Annotated in this window: 16 protein-coding genes and 2 pseudogenes; 10 read left to right on the plus strand and 8 right to left on the minus strand. The window is 70.2% G+C overall.

Annotated elements, in window-relative coordinates:
• Nucleotides 1–141 precede the first annotated feature (141 nt).
• The 5 genes and pseudogenes from ABZ807_RS20995 to ABZ807_RS21015 all read left to right on the plus strand — a co-directional run.
• Nucleotides 142–345: pseudogene (locus ABZ807_RS20995) on the plus strand (DUF4259 domain-containing protein); the annotation flags it as partial.
• The gene (locus tag ABZ807_RS21000) at nt 296–886 is read left to right on the plus strand and encodes an acetylxylan esterase (RefSeq protein WP_357160370.1); all 591 of its coding nucleotides are present in this window, start codon (nt 296–298) and stop codon (nt 884–886) included. The pseudogene ABZ807_RS20995 and the gene ABZ807_RS21000, both read left to right, overlap by 50 nt.
• 392 nt (nt 887–1,278) lie before the next feature.
• Nucleotides 1,279–1,620, plus strand: a complete 342-nt coding sequence (locus tag ABZ807_RS21005) for a WhiB family transcriptional regulator (RefSeq protein ID WP_357160492.1) — start codon at nt 1,279–1,281, stop codon at nt 1,618–1,620.
• Nucleotides 1,617–2,219 carry a GNAT family N-acetyltransferase gene (locus ABZ807_RS21010; RefSeq protein ID WP_357160373.1) on the plus strand — a complete coding sequence of 201 codons (603 nt, stop codon included), beginning with the start codon at nt 1,617–1,619 and terminating at the stop codon, nt 2,217–2,219. Before ABZ807_RS21005 ends, ABZ807_RS21010 begins: the two co-directional genes overlap by 4 nt.
• 423 nt (nt 2,220–2,642) lie before the next feature.
• Nucleotides 2,643–4,109, plus strand: coding sequence for a cell wall anchor protein (locus ABZ807_RS21015; RefSeq protein WP_357160376.1), 1,467 nt, complete (start codon nt 2,643–2,645; stop codon nt 4,107–4,109).
• Between the two features lie 340 nt (nt 4,110–4,449).
• Here ABZ807_RS21015 and ABZ807_RS21020 read toward each other — a convergent pair whose 3' ends face one another.
• From ABZ807_RS21020 to ABZ807_RS21030, 3 genes and pseudogenes are all read right to left on the minus strand, one after another.
• Nucleotides 4,450–4,668, minus strand: a complete 219-nt coding sequence (locus tag ABZ807_RS21020) for an integrase core domain-containing protein (protein WP_357160379.1) — start codon at nt 4,666–4,668, stop codon at nt 4,450–4,452.
• A gap of 28 nt (nt 4,669–4,696) precedes the next feature.
• Nucleotides 4,697–4,922: pseudogene (locus ABZ807_RS21025) on the minus strand (MerR family DNA-binding transcriptional regulator); the annotation flags it as partial.
• A gap of 110 nt (nt 4,923–5,032) precedes the next feature.
• Nucleotides 5,033–6,034, minus strand: coding sequence for a hypothetical protein (locus ABZ807_RS21030; protein ID WP_357160382.1), 1,002 nt, complete (start codon nt 6,032–6,034; stop codon nt 5,033–5,035).
• Nucleotides 6,035–6,458: 424 nt separating this feature from the next.
• Between ABZ807_RS21030 and ABZ807_RS21035 the strand changes: the two genes are divergently transcribed.
• The gene (locus ABZ807_RS21035) at nt 6,459–7,358 is read left to right on the plus strand and encodes a hypothetical protein (protein WP_357160385.1); all 900 of its coding nucleotides are present in this window, start codon (nt 6,459–6,461) and stop codon (nt 7,356–7,358) included.
• A gap of 17 nt (nt 7,359–7,375) precedes the next feature.
• Here ABZ807_RS21035 and ABZ807_RS21040 read toward each other — a convergent pair whose 3' ends face one another.
• Nucleotides 7,376–8,551 (minus strand): transposase, encoded by a 1,176-nt coding sequence (locus ABZ807_RS21040; protein ID WP_357160388.1) that lies wholly within the window; start codon nt 8,549–8,551, stop codon nt 7,376–7,378.
• A gap of 23 nt (nt 8,552–8,574) precedes the next feature.
• On the opposite strand from ABZ807_RS21040, the gene tnpA reads away from it, so the two are divergent.
• Nucleotides 8,575–9,006, plus strand: a complete 432-nt coding sequence (tnpA, locus tag ABZ807_RS21045) for an IS200/IS605 family transposase (RefSeq protein WP_357160390.1) — start codon at nt 8,575–8,577, stop codon at nt 9,004–9,006.
• Nucleotides 9,007–9,107: 101 nt separating this feature from the next.
• Here tnpA and ABZ807_RS21050 read toward each other — a convergent pair whose 3' ends face one another.
• Nucleotides 9,108–9,236 carry a hypothetical protein gene (locus ABZ807_RS21050; RefSeq protein WP_357160394.1) on the minus strand — a complete coding sequence of 43 codons (129 nt, stop codon included), beginning with the start codon at nt 9,234–9,236 and terminating at the stop codon, nt 9,108–9,110.
• A 43-nt stretch (nt 9,237–9,279) separates the two neighbouring features.
• The gene (locus ABZ807_RS21055) at nt 9,280–11,271 is read right to left on the minus strand and encodes an Hsp70 family protein (RefSeq protein WP_357160397.1); all 1,992 of its coding nucleotides are present in this window, start codon (nt 11,269–11,271) and stop codon (nt 9,280–9,282) included.
• Between the two features lie 143 nt (nt 11,272–11,414).
• Between ABZ807_RS21055 and ABZ807_RS21060 the strand changes: the two genes are divergently transcribed.
• The gene (locus tag ABZ807_RS21060; protein ID WP_357160400.1) at nt 11,415–12,068 is read left to right on the plus strand and encodes a response regulator transcription factor; all 654 of its coding nucleotides are present in this window, start codon (nt 11,415–11,417) and stop codon (nt 12,066–12,068) included.
• Between the two features lie 4 nt (nt 12,069–12,072).
• Nucleotides 12,073–14,430 (plus strand): hypothetical protein, encoded by a 2,358-nt coding sequence (locus ABZ807_RS21065; RefSeq protein WP_357160403.1) that lies wholly within the window; start codon nt 12,073–12,075, stop codon nt 14,428–14,430.
• A 47-nt stretch (nt 14,431–14,477) separates the two neighbouring features.
• Here ABZ807_RS21065 and ABZ807_RS21070 read toward each other — a convergent pair whose 3' ends face one another.
• Entirely contained in the window at nt 14,478–15,572 is a 1,095-nt protein-coding gene (locus ABZ807_RS21070; protein ID WP_357160406.1) for an ATP-binding protein, read from the minus strand.
• An 86-nt stretch (nt 15,573–15,658) separates the two neighbouring features.
• Nucleotides 15,659–16,207 carry a sigma-70 family RNA polymerase sigma factor gene (locus ABZ807_RS21075; protein WP_357160409.1) on the minus strand — a complete coding sequence of 183 codons (549 nt, stop codon included), beginning with the start codon at nt 16,205–16,207 and terminating at the stop codon, nt 15,659–15,661.
• A 319-nt stretch (nt 16,208–16,526) separates the two neighbouring features.
• Between ABZ807_RS21075 and ABZ807_RS21080 the strand changes: the two genes are divergently transcribed.
• A complete protein-coding gene (locus ABZ807_RS21080) occupies nt 16,527–17,942 on the plus strand; it encodes a galactosyltransferase-related protein (protein WP_357160412.1) in 1,416 nt (471 codons plus the stop codon).
• Nucleotide 17,943: the final 1 nt, after the last annotated feature.

Raw genomic sequence — 17,943 nt, forward strand, 5'->3', positions numbered from 1 at the left:
CCTCCTCGATGACGACGGCCGGAAGGTGTCGGTCGCGTCATTGAACATGCGGCGCCACCCGGTGCGGACCCGTCGACCCAGAGCCACACGTCGTACCCGAGGTTTGCCGGTGGCCGGTGCGAGAATGCCGCGCATCCGATCATGGGAGGCTCAGTGGGAATCTGGGACAGCGGGCCGTTCGACAACGACACCGCTGCCGTCTGGTGTGGCGACCTCGACGACGCCACCATGGCCGAGCGCCCAGCGCTGGTCCGCGAAGCGCTGACACGGGCCGCCAGCGAGGGCGGATACCTCGATGCCGACGTCGCCTGCGAGACGATCGCGGCCGCGATCGTCGCCGCGCATCTGCCTGGATCGGCGCACGTTCTACTACCGCCGGGTTATCACCGACGCGGTGCGGGCGGTGCAGGCGGCGCGGGAACACCCCCTGGTCGACGCGGGGCGGGTGGCGGTGACTGGCATCAGCCAGGGTGGCGGCCTCGCGCTCGCGGCGCTCGTCTCCGATCTTCGTGCCGTGGCGCCGGACGTTCCACTTCTCTGCGACTTCGGCCGTGGCACGGAACGCGCCACCGCTGGGCCGTACCTGGAGATCGCCAGTTACCTCAGGGTCCATCGGTCGCGGGTGGACACGGTTCTTGACACGTTGAGCTACGTCGACGGGGTCAACTTCGCCGCTAGAGCAACCTGCCCGGCGCTGTTCAGCGTCGCGTTGATGGATCTCAGTTGCCCGCCCTCCACGGTCTTCGGCGCCTACCACCACTACCGCCGGCCCCGTCGAATGGAGGTGTATCCCTTCAACGGGCACGAGGGAGGCGAGTCGTTCCAGGATCGGGTTCGGCTGTGGTTCCTGGCCGAGATGCTGGCATCGGCCTCTGGGCTGGACTGAGGGTCGCGCAGGGCGCGGCGGGCGCCGGTGAGCGTGCGGTGGTCGCGTTCGGCAAGCACGACCCGCCGTCGGTGTCCGGCCATGTCCAATCGCGCGCCTTCCGCCGAGGTTCAGACCGGCCGGCCGGCGCGATCGCCGTTCGGTGATGTCGAATCCACGTGTGCCGGCCGAGGAGGGGTCTGTTCGGCGGCCCATCGAGACCTGTCTCACGTCGGTGAACCTCGGCGCGCGGCAGGCCGTAGCTTCCTCACGTGCGCGGTCGATGGTTGTCGCGCTCTGGTGCTCGCACCATCGGCGTCTCCTCCCGCTCGCGTGCATTGCGCTACGAACGCCGGCGCTCCCGGGATCGATATGAACTGACCCACGGGCCGGGCCTGCCCGTATTGGGGAGTGTGACGACACTTCAAATCACGAAGCCCCACCAGTCGTGGTGGGAGCAAGCCGAATGCAGGGGGCTGGACCCATCGTGGTGGTTCGAGTCACGCCTGATGTGGCAGCAAGCCGCGCACTGCTGCATTGTCTGCCCCGTACGCGATCAATGCATCGAGGACGCCATCCACTCTGGTGACCTCGGCGTGGTCCGAGGCGCGTCCTGGTTCACCGACAGCAGGCATGGCCGGCAGATCCTGCCGCTGATCTGCGAGGCGTGCGGCAGCCGCCCGGTGGCCTTCACCCAGTCGACGGTCAGCCGCCACTGCCCGACCTGTCGGAGGTACCGGTGCCAGATGCAATGAGCGCCTGCCTGGTCGTGTGGACGCCCGAGCAGCTCGCCATCCGGGTGGACGAGGCAATCGATGTCCTTGCCGAGGCGATGGGCTGTGGCCCGGCGATGCGGGAAGGCAGCCGTCGGCAGCTGATCGAGCACCTGACGATGCCCGGGTTCCGGGCGGTGGCCATTCTGGGGCCGCTGGCCGACATCGTCGGGTTCGGCTACGGCCATCTGTGTCGGCCCGGCCAGCGGTGGCGGGACTGGGTGGCCGGTGCGTTGCCGGTCGTCGCCGATCGCCGGCGGTGGCTCGACGACGCCTGCACCGTATCGGAGCTACAGGTCCGCCCGGCCTGCCAGGGCAGAGGGCTGGGTGAGGCAATGCTGCGAGGCATGTTGTCAGCGGCCGGGACACGGACGGCGGTGCTTTCCATGGCGGAGACGGCCGACGCGCGCTCGCGGGCGTGGCAGCTGTATCGGCGGATGGGATTCCGTGACCTGCGCCGCGAGCTGCGCTATCCCGGCGACCCGCGTGCATTCGCCATCCTCGGCCGCGATCTGCCGTGGCGGGACGGTTCGGTGGGGCGCACGGGGGACCGCGGTGCGTGGCCGGCAATGAGGAGGTGACGCAATGCTGAGGTACCGGGCCCTGATGCTTGCCGAAGCTCTGTTCGCGTCGGCGCTACAGCCGTCGCAGCATCCAGATCGCCAGCAGGTGCGCCGGGCAATCGCCGGCGAACTCGTGCGCCGCCGGGTCTGCGGCCACGTAGCCGAGGTCGCGTACGAGTTTGGTGAGCATCCGGAAGAAGCTGCAGAGCGCATGCGGTGGGCGCTGCGGACGGTTGCCGACTGCGGTGACTGGGGCTGCGCGCGGCTGGCGGTGCTCCGCGGCCGTGGACCGCGCGGTCGATCATCGACAGAAACCTTTGCAAGTCAACTTCGCCAGGGATTGATCCCCGCAGGCTCTCCAGTACGTGGAGACAGGGACGCGAAGAGTGCGGCACCGCCGCCGAGGCGCCGGACCCCGAAACCATCCCTTCCATCAGTGGAGTGACTGACGTGAACAAACCCTTCCGAAGGTTGCTCGCCCTGGCGGGCGTCATGCTGCTCGGCATGCTCGCGGCGCTGGTGGCGGCGAGCCCCGCCGCAGCGCATCACACCCGGGTCAGCGGCGCCGCGGAGTGTCAGCCGGACGGCACCTATGAGATCACCTGGCAGGTAAACAACGGCAGTTGGGAGAACAGATACGCTCAGATCACCAAGCTCGTCGCGCGGCCGCAGAGGCCGATCGATGGGATCAAGGTAGGCAGCGCGATCAGCGCCGACACCGACGGCGACGGTCCGAAGGGCGTGGTGACCGGTGTGCAGCGGGTGCCGGGCACGACGACGAGTGCCACCCTGTCGGTGTCGGCGATCTGGTTCGAGCGCAACGGCGACCGGACCGGCATCTCCAGCACCGACGTCGGCCACGCCGCTGGCCTCAAGGGGACGTGCAAGGAGACACCGCAATGCGTCGGCATGGCACAGGCAACGTACAAGCATACGTTCGACGGTGCGAAGGGCCGGGCGACGGTCGAGCTCGCCGGTGATCTGCCCCTGTGCCAGGACCAGAAGCAGGAGTTCCTCCTTGTCTCGTACTTCGCGCCGGGCATCAAGAAGAGTTGGCCGCAGTACGCGCACGACCACGACGTCGCGGCGATCGACGCCAAGCACCGCAAGGTTGAGCTGAAGGTCGACGTGCCGAAGTGCTACACCCAAGTCGACCTCGTCTGGGGCGGCAAGAGCGACTTGATCACGCCGTTGGTGGAAAAGGGCAAGCGCTACGGCGACAAGAAGCTGGGCAGCAAGGGCAAGCCCGGCAACCGCTCCGCCGGCCCGCTCGGCGCCTACCGCGGCGGTGCCGTGTCCTGCGCACAGCCGAAGGCCACCTTCGTGCCGGCCTGCGACGGGTCGGTCGCCGTCCATCTCAGCAGTGGCAACTATCCGGTGACGTTCCGGGTCACCGCGACCGGTGTGGACCGTGCCGTCGAGGTGCCTGCGGGAAAGTCGGTGGAGTTGCCGATGCCGGCGGGCGCGGGCCTGATCGTCGTGGCGGAGCGGGGCAAGGAAGTCGCTCGTTATCTCTGGTCGCGGCCGTCGACCTGCGGGCTGCCCACGATGTCCACCGAGTCGACCTGCGCCGAGCTGAAGGTGACCATCACCCATCCGGGTCAGGGAATGCCGCCGATGGAGGCGGTCGCCACCTATGGAACGCAGGAAAACAAGGTCACGGCCTCCGGCGGGGAATCGGAGACGGTCGTCTTCACCGCCGGACGAGGGCGCGTCGTCAATGTGGTGTTTCCCGGCTACGACTACAAGCTGATCGGTGAGTACGAGGACCCGGGCACCTGCGAGAAGCTGCCGACGACAGGTGCGATGACCGCTCGGATTGGCCTCATCGGAGTCCTGATGGTCGCCGTCGGGGCGGCCCTGGTCATCTTCGCGCGCCGCAGAAGGGCGTTGACGGACGAGCTCTAGTCAGTGCGTGTCCACCACGTCCGCCGGGTGGCCGGTGGTGGTTGTGGATCCTCGCCTTGGGGGCGAGCGCCCCCACCGATAGCTGGTGAGGTGCGCCTCCGCGGACCAACTGATCCTTGAGTCGCCCGTGGTGGGCGGCGGCGGTCACGTCGGGACTGGCCGGCACCGGGGTAGGTGTCGGCCGGTCGCGCGACGGCGAGCGGCACGCCAGGCACGTCGGCTGTGGACGTCGGCGCCCGGCCAGGGTCGGCGAGCCGGAACGGGCCGAGCGTTCGTAGTCGATGGGTGACATGCCGTCGCAGGCGCTGTGGTGTCTGCGGGTGTTGTAGAAGTCGACGATTCAGGTGGCAATCTTGATGCGGGCTTCGGCGCGGGTGCGGAACGGCTGCCGGTGGATGTACTCGACCTTGATGGTGGAGTTGAATGCTTCAGCGGCGGCGTTGTCCAGGGCGCAGCCGACCCGGCCCATGGATTGCAGGATTCCCAGACGTCGGCAGGCCTTGGCGTAGTCGGCGGCGGTGTACTCCCCCTCGCTGCCGCGGTCGCTGTGGAAGATCACTCCGTCGACGGTGCCGCCGCGGGTCACATACCTGCGAGGCCAGGTCCGCCTTCTGTCCCGGCGAGGAGACCCGGCAGTACACCACGACCTTCCGCTGGGCGGCGTCAAAGCCGGGCTGCAGCACCTTGCGCACATCGGAGTCGTCGAAATACCTCTGACCCGACGGCAGGCGGCGGGCCGTGATCCGCGCCCTCCGCCTCCCACCGGCGCACGGTGCTCACCGAGCGGCCGACTCGCTTGGCGAACTCGCCGATCCGATAAGCACTACTCGCAACAGTCGATCATAGACAGCTCTAACCAGGATAGCGATTACTAGCCGCTTTTCCCCGACCATCCAACGGCATACCAGCCCAATAGAGTACTACTAGACCGCGCGGGCCACGCAGATCCTGGCGTCAAGGCGGGGCCCGGCCTCGTAGAGCATGTATTGCACGCCGCCGTCGGTGCCGAACGCCGGGGCCGCGACCCGGCCGTTGTCCGACGCGATCGGTCGGTGGAACACTCCGAGGTGGACCTCGCGGTCGAAGTTGTTGCCGATTTCGGTCAGATACATGTTGCCGCTGTTGCCGTGATACGCGAGATACGCGGTGCCGTTGCGCTTCAACAGGTGCGGCGCGGAAATGTCGGTGAGCCCGTCGCCGGACGGTGACACCAGCGGGTCCGGCGCGAACTGCCAGCCGCTCCAGCCGTTCGGCGACCAGCCCCAGAAGATCTTCCGAGCGCCCGGCCCGATCGTGTGCAGGCCCATGAACACCATCACGTAGCGGTTTCCCTTGCCGGCCACCGAGTTCTCAAAGACCCGCGCGTAGGAGGTTTCGGTCGTGTTGGGCACCAGCCTCGTCGACAGGATCGGCGTCTCGTCGGTGAAGTGGATGCCGTCGGTCGAGCGGGCGACCCGGGTTGTGTAGTTCTCGCCGTGGAAATACAGGTAGAACTGCTGGGTCGGCGCGTCCCAGACGACGTGCGGCGACGACACGTGGCTCACCGTCGCGGTCGGCAGCACCCGGTCAATGATGGGGTTGTTGGCGTACTCGGTGTAGGGGCCCTCGAGACGGTCGGCGTAGGCGAGGCAGATCCCGCCGGGCGCGTCGTGCGGCGCGTAGTAGAGGTAGTAGCGGCCGAGATAGCCGCTGATCTTGTCGTAGACACCGCGCACGCACGGGAAGATGAACTCGCCGGTCGGGTTGTAGCGCAACGGGCTGGCGAACGCGTCGCGCACGTATTGATAGTTGGGGAAGCCGGCCGGTACGGCGAGCGCCGGCGTGGGCATCGCGGCAAGGCCGGCGCCGGTGGCCGCGACGCCGGCGGCCGCCGCGCCACGCAGCAGCGTGCGTCGGGAGATAGAGCCTTCAGGGGCGCGCGTCATCGCATTCCCTCCGTTCGTAAGGCGGGCCGACCGGGGCAGTGGGAGCGGGGCCGGCCGTGACGAGTCAGCAAGTGTCACTCAACCTCGCCGAGCGGCCCGTATGGTGTGGACGCTCGTCGCGGACGGGTTCTTTGGTCGATGAGTCTGCGCGCGCCGTTACGGCGGCGTCAAGATGCTAATACGAACTAGCAAGGCGGGTTCGGCGGGCCTCGGCCAGCGATGCCGCCAGCACCACCGGCCTGTTGGCTGAGCCCGGTTTGCTCGCCGTGAACCGCGACCCGCTTCCATACGTGCAGGGAGCGTAGCTCGATGACGACACGGGCATGTGCTCACAAGGCGGGAGCCGAATGTGATGTTCGCACGTCCTGGCCGGATCATCCGGCCTCCATCCCGATGGCAGATCTCGCGGCGCGGCGTCGCGAGGGTGGCGGCAGTCGCGGTGGTCGCCGCGGCCGGTGTCTTTGCGTTCTCGGCCAGCAACGCCGCCGAAATCCCGACGGCGGTCCCGTTCGACGCGCCCCTCGTCCCGGTGCTGACGAACGCGCCCTCGCCGTCCACGGCGACCCCCGAGCAGACCAAGGCTGCGCCGACGCCACCACTGGCAGTCAAACAGACACAGCCACCGGCGTTCCAGACGCCGATGAGCAAGGTCGCGCCCGTTTTCTCGTTCCAGGGCTTCCCCGACACCGCCAACCTGCGGCTCAACGGATCGGCGACCGTCGCGGACGGCCGGCTGGTGCTGGCCTCCGGGCGAGACAAGGCGGGCAGCGCGTGGGCGACCGCCAAGATCGACCCGTCCCGCTCCTTCAGCACGGGATTCTCTTTCGAGATTACCAAGATCAGCGACGGCATCGCGTTCGTGATCCAGGGCCAGTCCCGCACCGCGCGCGGGACCAGTGGCGAAGGGCTCGGGTACGGCGCCCGGCCGAATACCGGCCTGCCGCGGATCCAGCCGAGCCTGGCGGTCGAGTTCGACGCGTGGGCCAACAAGTTCGACCCCGTCAACCGCCAGCACGTCGCGGTGACGACGAACGGTGACATCACCCAGCATCTTGTGTGGAAGGACCCGGGCTTCAACCTGTATGGCAAGGGCGTCGTCAACGTGTGGATCGACTATGACGCCAGGGCACACAGACTGAGGGTTTTCGTGAGCAAGAAGTCCGGCTTCCGCCCGGCCAAGCCGCTGTTGACGAAATCGGTCGACCTGCGCCTGATCGTCGGCACCGGGCAGGCCCACGTCGGGCTCACCGGCGGCACCGGCATCACGATGGTGGCCGATCCGGTGGAGGCGGTGGTGGCCTGGAATGTCAACTACCGCCCATGAATGGGTGGGTTTGCAGATCAACCCCGCTGCTGGGTGCAACGAGGTGCCGCGTGTGGGCGATTGACTGCGCCCCAGCTGTCCACACCGCGTTGGGCGATGTTGACGGCCGCGTTCCGGTCGGCGTGGGCAACGACCCCGCACGACCGGCAGATGAAGGTGGCCTGGTCGGGCCGGTTCCGCTTGTCCCGGTGGCCACACTGCGCCCACGCCTGCGAGGTGTACGCCGGGTCGACCTGGACAACAGCGACTCCGGCCCGGTGTGCCTTGTAGGTCAGGAAAGAGCCGAGCTGGGCGAACGCCCACGAATGCACCGCGGCCCGTTGGGGCTTGCGCAGCCGTACCCTCTGCCGGATCCCCGTCAACTGCTCGACGGCGATCCCGCACGAGGTGCGTGCGGCCTCGGCCACGATGCTTTTCGAGATCACATGGTTGGTGTCGGTGGCATGCCGCGCTTCCTTGCGATTGCGCCGGGCCAGCAGCCGCCGCGCGGACTTGGTGCCCCTGGCTTGTAGACGGGCGCGCAGTCGCAGCTGCCGCCGCCGGTAGCGGTTCAGCTTCTCCCCGGCGTGCACCCGCCCGTCGGAGTCGGTGGCGATGTTCACCACGCCGAGATCCACGCCAAGGAACCCCTGCGGGTCGACCGGATCAGCCTCGGCACCCTCGACGGTGGCGTACAGAAACCACATGCCGTCGCGGTGCACGAGGTCGGATTCCCCGACCGGCAACTCGGCCACGGCCTTGAGCTGGTCAGGCAAACCGGTGTAGGCGACGCCCTTCAACCGTCCGTCGATCGTCCAGATCGACACGGTGCGCGCGTCGGACTGCCACGACAGCATCCTGGCGTCGTACGGCTGCGCGGCGTCCCAGCGGAACCGGACCGGCGTCGCCTCGACCCGCCGCCGGCGCGGCGACCCTGGCTTGCCGTAGTTGCCGGCCTTGATGTTGGCGTGCCGGGTGGTGTAGGAGTCGGCGACCTTCTTGATGGCGTGCTGCGCGGCCTGCGCCCCGAGCCGGTAGTCGGTCTTGATGCCGTGGTAGGCGTGCCGGCGCAGGTCGTAGTTGCGGTAGCAGCCGATGTCGCGGGCACTCTGCGCCACATCGGACGCCGCCTCGTTGCAGGCGCGCAGGGTCGCCGTCAGCGCGGACGCCTGCCCGGGCGTCGGCAGCAGCTTCACCTGCACGACCAGCCTCACCAGCGCACCGTATCATTTGGTCCATGTCACCTCGATGGACTCCAGACCCCGACGTTCGTAGAGGGCGCAGCGTCGTCTACAACCTTCACGTGCACTTAATCTTCACCACCAAGTACCGACACGGCGCCCTCACCGATCCGATCCTCACCCGCTGCCAGCAGGTCATGTCCAAGGTGTGCGAAGACTTCGGCGCACAGCTACGCGAGTTCAACGGCGAAGACGACCACGTCCACCTACTCGTGCACTACCCACCAGCCGTGGCCCTGTCGAAGTTGGTCAACTCGCTCAAAGGTGTCTCGGCCCGATACCTACGGCAGGAGTTCTCGTCCCACCTCAATCGGTACCTGTCGGGCGGTCACCTGTGGTCGCCGTCGTACTACGCCGGCTCGTGCGGGGGTCCCCCACTGGACGTGGTCAAGGAATACATCGAAAACCAGAAGCGCCCGGGTCCGTAACGGCGTTCCTCCCGACCGTAAACGGCCGGGGTTCCCGCCTTATTCACTGCTGAACCTGGACCCGCCCGCGCCCGTGCGGCCGGTGGATGTGTGCGAAATACTTACCGTTTATGGTGGTGATCCGGGATACCGACGTTCGAGGCGGCACCCCAGTTGGCACCGTCGGCCGACTTGCGTAGGTACGCCGCGTACCGGTACGAGTCGTTGGTCGAGCAGATCTCGTACACCATCAGATCGCTGCCGTCGGGGGACGTACAGTCACGTTGTCACGGATCATCCATAAGCGGTTACGAGCGTGACGTAGCTGGTTGAAAACGTGCTTGTTGCCGCGTTCGGTCCGAGCGTGACGCGCCCTGCCGGCACCTCCTTGGCGAACACGACGAGGCCGCCCTGGGCACTGTCGGTGGTCTTGATGGTCATGTCAGTGGGTTTGAAGCCCTGCAGGTTCAACCACGCCGGCCACCAGTTGTCCACATCCGGTGCTCCGCGTCCGTCGAAGGCGACGTACACGGTGGCGTCGCGCGCGACATCGAAGACCAGGTAGTCCGCCGGGGAGGTCAGTCGCTTGTCGTCGCTGGCGCCGGGGACCAGCACTCCTCCGGTGAGCGGGTCGGGAAGGCTGGCGATGGTGACCGTCCGGTCGACGAAGTGCTTAGCACCTTTTTTCGCGGGGCGAACCGTAGTCAGCTTCGACGGTTTGCGCACCTGGACGTCCTCCAGTTTGATCACCATCCGGTCGCGCCGGTCGCTCGGGGCGTTGGTTCCGGACGTTGCGCCGGGCACCTGCGGCCGGTCGCTCGGGGCGTTGGTCCCGAACACGATCACTGCGCCCAGCAGGCCGAAGACCACGACCAGCGCGACGACGAAGCGCGCGATCGCGAGCCGTGACCACCGCCGCCGCGCCGGGGGCGGCACGGCCGCCGGGCGGGTGTGCCCGGCAGGGCCGCTGGCCGGGCGTACCGACGTGGCCAGCGGCTGCGCCCGGTGCTTCGCGCCGCGCCTCGCCTTGGGCGCCGGCGCGCCCACGGCTGCGGCTGCGGACGCAGACGCGGGCGCGCCGCTGTCACCTCCGGCCGCCGTGGGTGGAGCGCCGGTCCGGGCCGCCGTGGTGGCCGGCGCGCCGGGCTCGGGCCGCCGGGGCGCCGGGATGCCGCGCTCCGTGCGGACGTCGGCGCTGAGCATCGCGGCGCCCAGCGCGACCGCGTGCTTCGGGTGGGTATTGATCATGATTGGTCGCCGCAGTGTGTCCCGCAGCAACTGGGTAACCAGGGGGATCTGGGACGATCCGCCGACCAGAAGCACGGCGGTGAGGTCCTGCAGGGTGATGCCGGCGGCGGTCAGGGTCCGCCGGAACGTCTCCATGGTGGTCTCCACGGACGGGGTGATCATCTGCTCGAACGCTTTCCGAGTCACGGTCACGTGCCGGACCGAGCCGGGTAGCGGCACTGTGATGTCCGCCTGCTCGCGGGTGGACAGCGCCTCCTTTGCGAGCATGCAGTCGCGCTGCAGGGTGGCCAGGATCGAAGCGGTACCGGGATCGGTCGGGTCCAGCGCGGTGATCGCACCGTCCAGCTGGCGGTCGACGTGGTCCACGATCGCCTGGTCGAAGTCGGCGCCGCCGAGCCATTCGATGCCCTCGGGGGTACCGACGATCTCCAGCCCGTCTCGGCCGTTGCGTACCACCGCGCTGTCGAATGTGCCCCCGCCCAGGTCGTATACCGCCAGCAGACCGTCCGGGGGCAGTGGCTGGGTGGAGCAGTAGTACGTGGCCGCGGCCACCGGCTCCGTGATGGTGATGACGGTCGGGCCGTCCGAGCCGGCCACGGACCCCGGCTCGGCCTGCGGGCGGGGCAGGCCGGCCAGGTGCGGGATGGCCGCGAACTGCTCGCGCCGGTACGGGCCCCACACCGCCGGGTGGGTCAGCACGATCCGGTCGGGCGGGCCGCCCTGGGCCTGGCTGACGGTGTCCACCACGGAACGGAGCAGGGCGGCCATCAAGGCGGTGGGGGAGTATGGCGCCCCGTCCAGGATCACCGGGGTGGGATCACCGAGGCGGCGCTTGAACTCCCGCGCCGCCCGACCGGGGTCCTGCAGACCGAGGCGGTCGGCCGCCTCACCGGTCAGCAGCGTGCCCTTCTCGTCAAGGTAGGCGACCGACGGGGTGACGACCGCCTGCCCAGCCAGCGGCGCCATGTCCAGCGCCCAGGCAGAGGCGGTCGCTGCGGCGGTGAAGCTGGTACCCAGGTCGATACCCACCCCGTACATACCAGAGTCCCCTCGCCGAGCCCACGGCCGCTATTGTGTATAAACGTCATAGTCGGTTAACAGCACCATCACGATACGCTGCCGAATTCGCGGGCCACAAGATCGTCTGTGTTGACATCGGAGGGCGAGCTTTGGACGTTGCGGTGGCCGACGACGGCGCGCTGTTCCGGGAGGGGCTGCAACTGCTGCTGTCCGCCGCGGGGCACGAGGTGGTCGGCTGCGTGGAGGACGGCGATCGACTGCTGGAGTTACTGGCCCGTACCCCCGTCGATGTGGCCATCATGGACATTCGGATGCCGCCAGGCGCGGACGGCGGACTGCAGACCGCCCAGCGCGTACGGGCGAGATACCCCGACGTCGGGCTGCTGCTACTGTCTCAGCACGCCGAGGCGCATTACCTGTTCCGGCTGCTGGAGATCGGCACCGAGCGGATCGGGTACCGACTCAAGGACCAAGTGGCCGGGGTGGGCGTGCTCGCCGACACGCTGGTGCGTATCGCCGCCGGTGAGATCGTGATCGAGCCGGCGCTGGCCGCGAACCTGGTGGACCGGCCGAGCCCCCCGGTACATGGATTGCTGGCCGATCTCACGGAGCGGGAACGCGCCGTGCTGCGACTCATGGCGGAAGGACGGTCGAATTCCGGGATCGCGACGGGAGTGTTCCTGTCGGTCAAGTCGGTCGAAAAGTGTATCGCAAGCATATTTACCAAGCTGAGCCTGCCGGCTGAGCCGGCCGCGCACCACCGGCGGGTCTTGGCGGTGCTCGCGTACCTGCGCTCGAACCGGATGGCGGGCTAGGGCCGTGTTCCGGGCCACAGGCGGCGAGGTGGCGCACCCACCCCGCCCAGCCGGGCCGTTCACCGCCCTGATCCCGCTGGCGTCCTCGGGCGCGCTGCCCCCGCCGGCCGGGCCGCAGGATCCGCTGGGTGGGTACCGGCCGATCCTGCGCACGCTGCTGCGCGAGGTCGCCCGGGCCCACGCGGTGCGCTACGCAGCGCTGTGGCTGCCGGCAGAAACGGCACACGGTACCAGTACTCCACCGTGGACACCCGCGGTCAGGTGGCAGTCCCGGCGCTGGGTGCCGGGAGCGCTGCCGAACCCGGTAGCCGACCCGGACCTGCTGCTGGGCGCGGCCGGTGTGGTCGCGACCGCGGACGTGACCGACGGCGGGGCCCGGTACGGGGTGCTGGTGCTGGCACACCCGGAGGATCCCCGGTACCCGCTGGCCGTGGCGGCGCCGCTGGGCGAGACAGCGGTCTGCGTTGGCCTGCTGCTGCGCCAGGCGGGCCACCGCGCGGCGTGCACCGCCGTGCGGGCCCGGGTCGACCGGGCGGTACAGCGGGTCAGCGCGACCCAGCTGGAGCTGCTCACGGTGCAGGCGGTGGAGCGCGACCGGCTCGCCACCGCGGTCACCGCGACGCCCGGCCGGCAGCTGCGGGCGATCCTGGACCGCACCGCGGACCTGGAGCGGGCGCTGCGCGCCGGCTCACCGCAGGCCACGGCGATCGCTGGCGGCATCCGGGCCGGGCTGGGCGAGATGATCGAGCAGTTCCGGTCCGTTGTCCGCGGGGTGTACCCGCAGGTGCTGCGCAGTACCGGCGTGCGCGCGGCGCTGGAGGAGGTCACCGCGGCGCTGCCGGTACCGGTGGTCTTCCGCGGCGAACTGGGCCGGCGCCAGGGCTGGGAGGTCGAGTCCGGGCTGTACCAGGCCGGTGCGTCCGCAGCGGCTGCGCTGGGCGCCAGCGGCGGCGAGCAGCCGGTGTACCTGGAACTAGGCCGGTCCAGCGGCGTGCTGACGATCCGCGCGCAGCGGACCGGCGCCGATCCGACCCGGGTCGCCGCGGCGCTGCGGGACGACTCCCGGCGGCTGGCCGGGCTGGGCGGCCGGCTGCGGGTGGAGCGGGCCGGTCGGGGCGCGGCGACCGTGGTGGACATCCTGCTGCCGGAGCGGCTCGGCGGCGACTGGCCGGAGCCCGCGCGTACCTCCGTGCCGGAGCCGGCCGGGCCGCAGCCGGGCGAGGCCAACGCCGCCGCACCTGAGCTGTTGGTCGGTGTTTCCGCGCGCCGCCTGCTGACCCTGCTTGTGACCGGCTGGGAGGCGCCCGCGGACAGCCCGCCGTTACGGGTCGCGGTCGACCGCCAGGACGGTCAGGCCCGGGTGGTGGTGGTCGGGGCCTCGGCACCTGAGCTGGTATCGGTGCTGTACGGGCCGGCCGGTACCACCCGATGGGAGCCGCCGGTCGAGGTGGTCCCGCCGACCGGTTACCAGTACCAGCCGTACCCGCGGATCACGCTGGACCCGGCTCGCGGGGCACCGCCGTGGCGGCCGGTCCGGCTGCCCGACTGGTCCGGCGCCGCGTGGCCGGGCGCAGCGGCCGGGGTGGACCGGATCCTGGTCGAAGGACCCGTGGACGCGCTGCGCGGGCTGCGGCTGCTGCACCACCGCGACCGGGTCGACGCCGACCTCGCGGCCCGGCTGCGCCGCTGGTCGGGTACTGCCGACGGGCCCCCCGACGCGGTCGTGCTGGTGCTGTCCGGGCCGGCCAGCGCGGCGGAGTCGGAGTTCCTGACCGTCCTGCGGTCGCCGGGCGACGGGTTCTCCCCGGTGGTGATCTGCGCGCTGCGCGAGGGCACCGCCGCGACGCCCGGATCACAGCATCGACTGGGGTCGATGTGCGACGCGATCGTGGACTGGCGTGCGGTCCCGGGTGGCGGTACCGCGGTCGAGGCGGCGCTGCGCACCTGGGTACGGGCCTGGGCGGGGGTAGTGGCCGCCCGGTGGGCGCTGCGCGCACTGGTGGCCTGCCTGGCCGCGGGGCAGCTGGACGACCAGTTCGCCCGGGCGGTGGAGGAGGCCGTCGCGGGCGCGTACGAGGTGGCCGAGCTGGACCTGTTGCAGGCGTTGCAGGGCCGGCGGATCCGGCTGCCGCGCGGGCACGACGAGGCGCTGCGCCTGCTCGGCGCCCACGGTCCGGACTCGCGGTCCCGGCTCGGCCTGGCCGGCGACGCCGGCTCGGGGCAGGTGACCCAGGCCGCGAGCCGGGCGCTGGTGTTCTGGCGGACCCAGTCCATGGCGCCGGACTCGGGACCGGCCGGGCGCAGTGCGTGCGCGCTGCTGGTACGGGCGTGCGAGCGGCTGCTCACCGACGGCGCCGAGTGACCGGCGCGAGGCACGGGCGGGCGGCCCGGCGGCGCCGGCGGGACGGCTCAGATCGCCACGAACCCGCTGACCCGGGTACCGGTGGTCGGGCTCGACCGTACCGTCAGCGTGCCGTCGACCGAGGCCAAACGGGCGGCGAGCTGGCGCAGCGGCATCCGCCCGTCGGTGTCGAAGCCCGGCCCGGTGTCGGCCACCTCGAAGCTCAGGCCCCGGGGGGAGCTACGTAGCGTCAGCGTGACCGCGGCGCCCGGGGCGTGCTTGTGTGCGTTGCTGACCGCCTCCAGGCAGGCCAGGTAGACGGTGGCCTCCACCTCGGGTGGGTACCGATGGCCGGCCAGTTGCGGGTCGATGTCCAGGGTGACCGTGTCGAGCGTGTCCAGCCGGGCCGCCAACGCGGTCACCAGACCGTGGTCGGCCAACGGTGCCAGCAGGCCGGTCGCGGTGGTGTGCAGCACTTCCTCGGTGCTGGCCAGCAGCTCCCGCAGCCGGTCGAGGTGCCGGCCCGCCTCGGCGGCATTGCCGGCGCCCAGCTGGTGCTCGACCATGGCCAGCGACATCTGCAACGCGACCATGTGGTGCTGGGCGCCGTCGTGCAGGTCGCGCTCCAGTTGGTGCCGCTGGTGCTCCATCTCGCCCGCGGCCCGCAGCCGGGCGTCGGCCAGCAGCAGGTCGCTCTGGCCGATCAGCCTCTCGGCGCTGCCGGTGATCAGCTGGGCCTGGATGTCGCTGACCAGCAGGCGGGTCACCGCGTGAAGCTCGGGCCACCGGCGCAGCCGCTCGGCCGCCGCCGGCGGCTCGATCATGAGGTCGGCCAGGACCTGCTCGCCGTCGCACAGCCGAATCGGCGCCGTCCCGGTCACGGGTACCGCCGCGTCGGCGCCGGAAGCGTTCCACCGGTACTCCTGCACGGTGTGTTCGGCCGCCGTGTCCGCGTCGTGGCCCGCCGGCAGGGGCAGCCACAGCGCGATAGTGACCGTTGCGGCCTCCAGGCATCCACCCAGCGCCCGGGCCAGGGCTTCGGCCTGCGCTCCCGGCAGCGGCCGACCCGGCAGGCCGTGCACCGCGTCGACCACCCCGGCCACATTGTCCGGCGGCCCTGGCACCAGGGATGGCGCGTCGGCTTGCTGCGTCGAGCGGCGCATGCCCGTCACTGTAGGCGGCTCCGGTCGGGCCGGCTGACCCGGCTCGTGGGCCGCGATGGCCCGCCGCCACGGTAGCCTTTAGGGGCTCACGCGGCGCAGAGCAGGTGGTTGGCCGTTGCCTTGCGGGCCGCCCGCAGCGCGTAGTGCACCCGGCTCTTGACCGTGCCGACCGGTACCCCGAGCGTTGCGCTGATCTCGGCCGCGGTCCGGCCGTTCAGGTACGTCTCCACCAGCGCGGCCCGGTGCTCCGGCCACAGCCCGCGCAGCACCTGCTCGACCAGCAGGGAGTCCACCACGACGGCCATCGGGTCCGCCGTGGCCACCTCGGTGGCGTTCTCGATGTCCACCTCGGTAGGCCGGGCCTTCTTCATGCGGTACCCATCCATCACCAGGTTGTGCACCACCCGGCGCAGCCAGCCCGTTACCGACCCGCGGTCGGCGGTGAGCTGGTCCAGGTGCCTCCACGCCCGCAGGAACGCCTCCTGCACCACGTCCTCGGCGCGCCCAGTGTCGCCGCCGGTCAGCCGCTGCGCGTACCTCAGCAGCGGCTGCTGGTAAATGTCCACCAGTTCGCGCAGGTGGGATTCGCTTTCCAGCGCGCTGCTGTGTCGCTTGCTCTGTACTCGTTCGGCCATGCAAGGACAGTGCCGCCGCGGGCCGGTCGCTCGACATGGTGCGGCCCCTGCTCCCGCGGGTGCCACCCCTCGGGTTGGAGAGGGTTATCCCTACCCCCTGCGCCGGTACCGGCGGCCCGCGCCGCGCCGCCGCTGGTTCGCCTGTCGGCCGGTGAACCCGACGGCGCCGCGATGCCGTGCCCCATGTGGACGACCTCGCACAGGCCGGCGGCACGGCAAGCGGCGACGGTCGTCCGGCACCGCCGCGACGGCCGGTACTGCGGCCGGGCGGCGGTGGCCCGAGTGACGGCGCCGTGGCGCCCCGACCGAAGAGGTGGGCATGCAGGAGACGGACTTTCCGGCGGTGGGCATCGGGATCACGACGCACAACCGGGGCGCCGTGCTTCGTACCGCGTTGGAGGCGATCCGCAAGTATGCGCCCAGCGGCGCCGCGATAGTCGTGGTCGACGACGCCAGCGATGAGCCGGTGGAGGAGGCGACATTCCGCTTCGACAGCAACGCCGGTATCGCCCGGGCCAAGAACAAGTGCCTGGAACTGCTGGTCGAGCGGGGGTGTACGCACCTGTTCCTGTTCGACGACGACTGCTGGCCGGTCGTGGACGGCTGGGAGCGGCCATATATCGACAGTCCCGAGCCGCACCTGATGTACATCTTCACCGACACCCCGCGTGGACGGCTGACCGACTCGCTGGAGATCTATCGGGACGCGCAGCTTCGGGCGTACACCCATCCCCGCGGCTGCATGCTCTACTTCGAGCGGCGGGTGCTGGACCGGGTGGGCGGGTACGACACCCGGTACGGCCGGTGGGGGTACGAGCACCTGGACCTCTCCAACCGGATCTACAACGCCGGCCTGACCTCGTTCCGGTTTGCCGACGTGGTCGGCAGCGAAGACCTCATCTTCAGTTGCGACGAACGCACCAAGGTCGGCTCCAGCGTGTCCGACATCGAGCGCTTCCACCTGGTGCGCACGCTCAAGACCCGGTCGGAGGCTAGCTACACCTCGGCGGAGTACCGCGAGTTCCGCACCCGCCCGGTCGGTGCGGCGGCGGCGCAGAACGTGGTGCTGACCACGTACCTCACCGCGCAGCCCGACCCGCAGCGCGGCATCGCCTGGACGCCGAACTACGCCGACCTGGCCGAGTTGCGCCGCTCTGTCGAACGGCACGGGCGGCGGTTGGTGGTGCTGCACGACTGCCTCGACGAGCCGGACACCGACCTGGTCACGCACGTGCGGGTAGCGCCGGGCGGGCCGGGCGGCACGCCGTACTTCCACCGCTGGCTGTGCTGGTGGCGGTACCTGCGCGAGCACCCCGAGATCGACCAGGTGTGGTGCGTTGACGGTACCGACGTGGAGATGCTGCGCGATCCGTTCCCGGAGATGGACGACCGGCTGTACCTGGGGGACGAGCCGGCCCCGCTGTGCATCCCGTGGATGGTGTACCACCATGGCGGCAGCGCCAAGCTGTTGCAGTTCCTGTCCGACAACCGAGGCGCCCCGCTGCTCAACGCCGGGCTCACCGGCGGCCGGCGGGAGACGGTGCTGGACTTCTGCCGGGACGTGTTCGACTTCTGCATCACGAACGCTCGGGAGGTCGGTGCGGTCGACATGGGGCCGTTCAACTACGTGGCCCGCACCTGGTACGCGGGAATGATTGTGCACGGCCGCCAGGTCAACACGGAGTTCCGTAAGTGCGACCGGGCCAGCACCGAGTCGTGGTGGCGGCACAAGTAGG

Source organism: Micromonospora sp. NPDC047548, assembly GCF_040642975.1.
Classification (GTDB): Bacteria; Actinomycetota; Actinomycetes; order Mycobacteriales; family Micromonosporaceae; genus Micromonospora.